Origin of the sequence: Selenomonas sp. (assembly GCF_052169755.1) — a bacterium.
Taxonomy (GTDB): domain Bacteria; phylum Bacillota; class Negativicutes; order Selenomonadales; family Selenomonadaceae; genus Selenomonas.
Genome location: NZ_JBQNBV010000106.1, coordinates 1 through 6,957 on the forward strand (window position 1 = coordinate 1; position 6,957 = coordinate 6,957).

Sequence of the window (6,957 nt, forward strand, 5' to 3'; positions counted from 1 at the left end):
CGTCAGATGCACCTCGATCGTCTCGGGCACTTTGAACCAAGCCCGCCCCGTCGCCATGCCGACAGCGAGATCGGTCGTGCCAACGCCCGTCGAAAAGCCGTTCAAGGCGCCATACGTGCAAGTATGCGAATCCGCGCCGATCGTCAGCATACCCGGTCCCACAAGACCGAACTCAGGCAGAATGACATGCTCAATGCCCACGCGGCCGATCTCAAAATAATTCTTGATCTTGTGCTTTCTCGCAAAGTCGCGCACGATCTTGCCGAGTCCAGCCGCCTTGATGTCCTTCGCCGGCTGGAAGTGATCGGGCACGAGCGCGATCTTCTCGTTGTCGAACACAGGGCGGCCGATGCGTTCGAACTCCTTGATCGACGGCGGCGCCGTGATGTCATTCGCGAGCACCATGTCAAGCTGACAGGTAATCAGCTGTCCTGGCTCGACATGCGAAAGTCCTGCATGACGCGCGAGAATCTTCTCCGTCATATTCATTCCCATGAAATTTCCTCCTGGATAAGTCTATTCATTGCCTGGAAACTCGTTCGTGTTCCAGATGCTCATGCCGCAGAAAGTCACGCAATCGACGAAACAGGAAGCGAATCGTCATATAACTCATGCGGAGCGATATCTCTGCCGTTGCGCCATTCGACGGTGATGCCGTTGACCGAAACTTGACGAAATGCCTCTTCATCCTTCAGCGGCGCAAAAAAAGGCATCTCCAAATACGGCTTCACATCGAAACAGCGCACCTCGCCATTGGAAAATTCCAGCTGCAGCATATAGTTTGCCAAAGGCTTTACCGATATCGGATATATTCTCATGACCGGCCTCCTATCAACGCAAAGGTTCAATGCGAAACGGCAGTTTCCCTTCGAGCATCAATGCATAATTCTCCCGCAATTCGTCTTCATGCATCATTGTCCACGCCACAAGCATTGCCTGCTTCTTGCGCGGCAAACTGCCTTCCAGAACATTCCCTTCAAAGTCAACAACAATGCTGTCCTCATTGTGATATGCGTGAAGATGCGGTATTTTATGCCTCTCATTGCGTTCCACATAGATGTAAATCTTGATGCCGCTGAACGTGCAGATGACGGGCACAAGAAGCGCCTCCTTACAAGTCGAAAGAAAACGGCTTACACCTCATTATACCATAAAGGAGTGTAAGCCGTTCCAAGATTCAACAATTATGGTCGTCCAAAATCAGAACTGAAGCTCTTTCTGATCCTTGAGCCAGCTCATCATGCCGCGCAGTTCTGCGCCGACTTTCTCAATCTGGTGCTCGGCATGGATGCGGCGTTCAGCGAGGAAATTCGCACGGCCGGCAGCACGATTTTCGAGAAGCCAGTTGCGTGCGAACGTACCATTCTGAATCTCCTTCAAGACCTGCTTCATCTCTGCCTTGACCGCAGGCGTAACGATGCGCGGACCTACCATGTAATCACCGTACTCCGCCGTATCGGAAATCGACTTGCGCATCTTCGCCATACCGCCCTCGTAGAGCAGGTCAACGATGAGCTTCATCTCATGGAAGCACTCGAAGTACGCCATCTCCGGCTTATAGCCCGCCTCGACGAGCGTCTCGAAGCCTGCCTGCATCAGTGCGCATACACCGCCGCAGAGGACAGCCTGCTCGCCGAAGAGATCCGTCTCCGTCTCATCTTTGAAGGTCGTCTCAATCGCGCCTGCACGCGTACCGCCGATGCCTCGCGCATAAGCGAGCGCAACGTCGAAGCATTTTCCCGTCGGATTCTGATAGACAGCAAAGACGACAGGGACGCCGCCGCCTTCCGTAAACGTGCGGCGCACGAGATGACCCGGTCCCTTCGGCGCGACCATGAACACATCGATATCCGCCGGCGCAACGATCTGCTGGAAATGGATGTTGAATCCATGTGCGAATGCAAGAGCACTGCCGGGCTTGAGATTCGGTGCGATCTCGTTCTTGTAAACATCCGCCTGCTTCTCATCCGGAATCAAGATCATCGTGACATCCGCCTGCTTGACCGCCTCAGCGACCGGCAAAACCTTGAGATTATGGGACTCGGCGGCGGTCTTAGACTTCGATCCTTCGTAAAGACCAATGACAACATTGACGCCGCTCTCCTTGAGATTCAACGCATGTGCATGTCCCTGGCTGCCGTAACCGATGACAGCAACCGTCTTGCCCTTCATGACTTCCCAGTTCACGTCTTGATCATAGTAAGTTTTTGCCATAGTACTCTCTCTCCTCGCAATTCTCATAAATGGTATGTTCGCCGCGCTCTAGGGCGATCAACCCCGCGCGGATCGTCTCCAAGATGCCGTAGGGTGAGAGAAGCTGTAAGAACGCCGTAACCTTCTCATCGTCCCCCGTGATCTCGAAAATCAAGGTCGTCGGCCGCACATCGACCACATGCGCACGGAAAATCTCCGCCATCTTGAGCACGTCAAGCCGATTCGTATCGTCCGCCTTGACCTTGATGAGCGTCGTGCCGCGGAAAACCGACGTTTCCGGCGAAAGCGCCTGCACCTCGACGACATCGGGCAGCTTTTCGAGCTGCTTCATCATCTGGTCAATAAGCTCCTCATCGCCATGCACGACGACGGTAATCCTGGAAAATTCTGCGGTTTCCGTTACACCGACCGATAGGCTGTCGATATTAAACTCCCGCCGCGAAAACATGCTCGCAACACGAACGAGCACGCCGGACTGATTCCGCACAAGTATGGAAAGCACATGTCTCATCTGAAATCCTCCCAACGCTCATTCCTGTTGTAAACATGTATACATTATGGCAACATCGCTCCTATTTGTCAACAAGATTTTCCTCCGTTTTCCATAAAAATCACGGATAAATTCAGCCACTCATCTTCACAGATCTCTACCATCCCCTCGTCGTCGACAGATCCTCATCTGGGCGATTTCATTTTATCCATGCTTCCTTTATCCGCATTTCCTATATTCTTGACAGAAAAAACGCTCTGCTATATGATAGGGAACTAGAAGCTATCAAATACGACTCCTCTTGTTTAGAATCGTGCCTTCTACATGCCGTTTCGTCGTCTCGGCACATCTTCCTGCCTCTTGGCATCGACAAATCGGAGAGTTCTATTTTATCCGTGCTTCTTCAAAAACCTTGTCAAACGCTACTCAATGAAGGATGTGTTTTCCCGTGCGTATATCAAAGAAAAAAATTCTCTTCGCTGTTCTCCTCATGCTCCTGCTCTCCGTAGCCATTCTCTCATCTACAAGCTATCAAGGCGGCATTCCCGTGCTTAACTATCATCAGATCAATGACCGCGACCACAACGCTCTGACCTTGAGCACCGCTGAATTTGATGCGCAGATGAAATATCTTGCCGAAAATGGCTACCATACCATTACGGCAGATGAACTCGCCGATCACCTAGAAAACGGTGCATCTCTCCCGGATCATCCTATCCTCATCACCTTCGATGACGGCTATATAGACAACTACAACAACGCATACCCCATCTTGCAAAAATATGGACTTAAAGGCTCAATCTACATCATCACAGACTATCTCAATGTCTATCCAAACTATCTCACATGGGAAATCGCCCAAGAAATGCAGGACTCCGGCTCCATCGACATCCAATGCCACACGATGACTCACGTCGCACTCAGCGAACTCGGTTCACCCGAAGAGTTGCACCACGAAGCTGTAGATTCAAAACGAGCAATCGAAGAACACCTCCAAAAAAGTGTCACATCCATCGCCTATCCCTGCGGCGCATATAACGACGAGGTGCAGCGCGTCATAAAAGAAGCCGGCTACCGCACGGCATTCACCGTCAACTACGGACTTGACTACCCAAGCGACGACCATTACGCGCTCAATCGCATCCCCATCTTCGGCTGCACATCCCATTCCTTCCTGCGCTTCAAGATGCGCATCCTCTTCACACCGCTCTTCTCACATCTGCAAAACCTGCGCACGAATCTCCTGCACGACGGTCACGAAACCTGCTCCCGCTTAATTCCCGTGCCATAAAATGCGCTTGAAAATCTCGAACAGCCGCAAACTGCAATCTTTCCCTGCAGTTTGCGGCTGTTTGTTTGATAGATCTGCATAGCTGTTCATTCAATAAAAATTTTCTTCATTTTCGTTGATTACCTAGCTCATGCTGTGACATTGGGGGTGTGAAATAACACTCCCTAATTTTGCTCTGCCGCAAACCGCATCGGGAGAGAGTTTTTCCTCCAACACGGCTCGTTCTAAGTGTCGCAAGAAGGCGAATGAGACATCCACCTTATAGGGCTTACGGCAGACGGTGCGATGCTCTTCATAGACGAGTTGCCCTGTATCGACGAAATACTCGCGGCTATGCACAAAAAGCAGTTCTGTAGTTACCCCCCTCTAGATCTCAGTGATCAAAACTGTTGTTAAACGCTTTAAAAAAGATTCCGCTCCCCCTTCCGCACACGAGCGATCTCTCGGAATTCCTCGATTCCAAGCCTTTTCCCTGCTTCTGATCTCTTGAAAGCAGTACAACGCACTCCACATGCCTTGAGACAATGCCATGAATGTCATCGGCTCATCCAAAAATATCGTGGAGCAAATCTGTCTGACCCAAAAGTCATGATTTTCCTACAAGTCACACACCATGATGTATTCCTTGACATTCTCATCGACCGTCTTGCATCCGACATCCTTGTACAATCTTTACGGCATAGTTCGCTTTCTGCACCGCCAGGGATGCTCGTTCATATCCCTTCCATTTTATCTTCACCATAAGCTGTGAGCCGATGCCCTGACCTCGATATTCCTTATAAAGCGAACTTGCGAAGGACGGTGGCTCATCATCCACGTGACCGTAATCGTCCATAATCCTCGTCCAGACCGCTTCGATCACCTTACCGCCGAAATCCGCCACTAGACAATTATCGCCCTTTCGGATACCGAAATCATCTGTGTACACACGTAATTCCAGTTTCTCGATGATAGCCCCGTAAGTGGCTCCACTCCCTTCGGTATGAAGATTGCTTCATACCGGAAATCTTTCAGCAGATCGGTTTCCCTCCTTTACGAATGCTACGGATTACATACTTTTTATGTTTATCGCTCGTCATGTGGGAATATGCTCGTTACGAACCCTGCCCAGCATCTCTCGCACTTATTCTTTTTCTTTTATTTGCTTCATGTTACTTCTTTACCTTCAAACTCTTAAGGTATTCTTTCTGTTCCTGAGTAATCCGATAACTTTCAACAGCTTTTTGTATCGTCTTATTATGCGTCCACGTATCCAACCGCTGTTTCTCAAGATAAGGCAGCGTAACTTCATACTGTTTTGCCAGCGCTGTTGCGAAATACCATGCGATCATCATATTTACATAGTATTCGTCCGACCTGACCGTTGCCACCATCTCCGGGTATTTTGCATTAAAATCCTCATCCAGAAAATGTTCCATCAACATTCCCATTGCAAACCGTGCAGTATAGATTTCATCCGATTGAATCCAGATCCTGATATGATCCAATAATCTTCTTTTGTGTTTCTTAAATATCTTTGGAGACATCTGATCACAAGTTGCCCAGTTATCAACATACGGCAGGAAGTGGTTCACTTCTTTCATACATCTGTCATAGTCTTTCATCTCAGAGACAATAAAAGCATGTAGCTGGTTTTCATCAAAATGTCGATGTGGCAGATTGTTGAGGAAGCATGAAATATCCTCTCTTTTCACAAGCTGCCTGGCATATCTGCGAAGTTCCGGTGTCCTCACTCCTATCACCGTATCTGGTTCAATCGTCGGCATTAGCTTCGATTGGAAATCCTGATATTTTTCATCCTGGAGACGAAATAATTCATCCTGAATTTCTTTAACTATCATTCGCTATCCCTCTTCACATAGTGCAGTTCAATATCATATCCAAGTGCCTCCATAACGGAAACGAAGGTCTTGTACACGACTTTATCAACGCGATTGATCACACGGCTAAGATAGGATGCTGAAGTGCCAACTTTTTCAGCCACCTTTGCATGGGTAGTGTTATCGTCTATACACTTCACTTTCACATCAACTTCTACATTGTTTTTCAGTATTATCTTCCTCAGAGGTTCAAGTTCATAAGTTTCATAAATCACCAAATTTATTGTAGCATATAATTATGAACTTTCCTACGGTTAATTGTACAATGAAATCGGACGGAAGATTGCAAGTTTATTGTCGCATCGTTCTGTCAAACTTTGATAGCTTATGCAGCCGCAGCATACATATCATTTGCAGTCTTATAGCCGAAGATTTTGCGCGGATAGTTGTTAACCCAATCTTCAATCCTTTTCAGATCTCTTGGATTCAGCGTGCTGAAATCCGTTCCTTTCGGCAAAAATCTGCGCAGAATACGGTTCCCGTTTTCGTTGCTTCCGCGCTCCCAACTGCTGAAAGGATGTGCATAGTACACTTCATCGCACTTTGCTGCTTTTTGCAGCCCTTTGCTATCCAAAAACTCTGAACCATTGTCTGCCATAATGCTTTTAAACACTTGCGTGAAATCCCCCTTCACGCGGCGATGGGTGCGCCGAACTGCCTGCAGCACTTCCTTTTGTGTTTTGTTTTTCACGATCCCATAGATGGATTTGCGTGTTTGCCGTTCTACCAAGGTCAAAATTACAAGTTTGCTTCCTTGTCGCCCAACCACTAGATCAATCTCCCAATACCCAAATTCTTTCCTTTGGTTCACTTCTTCCGGGCGTTCTTCTATGCTTTTGCCGGCTCGGTTGTTCCAAGCAACTTTTCGTACTTTGCGCACGGCTTGTTTGGTCGCTTTCTTTTTCTGTAGCAGGTCTTTGTCGCTGATTCCAAGGAACAAGTCTCAATCTATATAATTGTACAGGGGTTAATTGCAATAGCAAATCGGACAGTTTCCTAAAATTTTTTCAAGCAGCAAAAACAATGTGGTTGAGATGTTCTTGAAACAGCTCTTCTGGAGTGCGGTAACCTAATATTTTTCT

Annotated in this window: 9 protein-coding genes; 1 reads left to right on the top strand and 8 read right to left on the bottom strand. The window is 48.1% G+C overall.

Annotated elements, in window-relative coordinates; translation table 11 throughout:
- The 5 genes from ACTTKG_RS07925 to ilvN all read right to left on the bottom strand — a co-directional run.
- Positions 1-495: aconitase family protein (locus ACTTKG_RS07925; protein WP_442673681.1), on the bottom strand; the 495-nt coding region annotated here is incomplete at its 3' end.
- Positions 496-569: 74 nt separating this feature from the next.
- Positions 570-818, bottom strand: coding sequence for a DUF2442 domain-containing protein (locus ACTTKG_RS07930; protein WP_264919136.1), 249 nt, complete (start codon positions 816-818; stop codon positions 570-572).
- A gap of 13 nt (positions 819-831) precedes the next feature.
- Positions 832-1,098, bottom strand: a complete 267-nt coding sequence (locus tag ACTTKG_RS07935; RefSeq protein ID WP_442673682.1) for a DUF4160 domain-containing protein — start codon at positions 1,096-1,098, stop codon at positions 832-834.
- Between the two features lie 102 nt (positions 1,099-1,200).
- On the bottom strand, positions 1,201-2,214 hold the full coding sequence (gene ilvC, locus ACTTKG_RS07940) for a ketol-acid reductoisomerase (RefSeq protein ID WP_442673683.1): 1,014 nt from the start codon (positions 2,212-2,214) through the stop codon (positions 1,201-1,203).
- A complete protein-coding gene (gene ilvN / locus ACTTKG_RS07945; protein WP_442673684.1) occupies positions 2,195-2,725 on the bottom strand; it encodes an acetolactate synthase small subunit in 531 nt (176 codons plus the stop codon). Before ilvN ends, ilvC begins: the two co-directional genes overlap by 20 nt.
- 415 nt (positions 2,726-3,140) lie before the next feature.
- Between ilvN and ACTTKG_RS07950 the strand changes: the two genes are divergently transcribed.
- Entirely contained in the window at positions 3,141-3,995 is an 855-nt protein-coding gene (locus ACTTKG_RS07950) for a polysaccharide deacetylase family protein (protein ID WP_442673685.1), read from the top strand.
- A 634-nt stretch (positions 3,996-4,629) separates the two neighbouring features.
- Here the strand turns inward: ACTTKG_RS07950 and ACTTKG_RS07955 are convergent.
- From ACTTKG_RS07955 to ACTTKG_RS07965, 3 genes are all read right to left on the bottom strand, one after another.
- On the bottom strand, positions 4,630-4,923 hold the full coding sequence (locus ACTTKG_RS07955; protein WP_442673686.1) for a GNAT family N-acetyltransferase: 294 nt from the start codon (positions 4,921-4,923) through the stop codon (positions 4,630-4,632).
- A gap of 223 nt (positions 4,924-5,146) precedes the next feature.
- Positions 5,147-5,836, bottom strand: a complete 690-nt coding sequence (locus ACTTKG_RS07960) for a DNA alkylation repair protein (RefSeq protein ID WP_442673687.1) — start codon at positions 5,834-5,836, stop codon at positions 5,147-5,149.
- 364 nt (positions 5,837-6,200) lie between these two features.
- Complete coding sequence (locus ACTTKG_RS07965) at positions 6,201-6,815, bottom strand: IS30 family transposase (protein ID WP_442673688.1); 615 nt, start codon at positions 6,813-6,815, stop codon at positions 6,201-6,203.
- Positions 6,816-6,957: the final 142 nt, after the last annotated feature.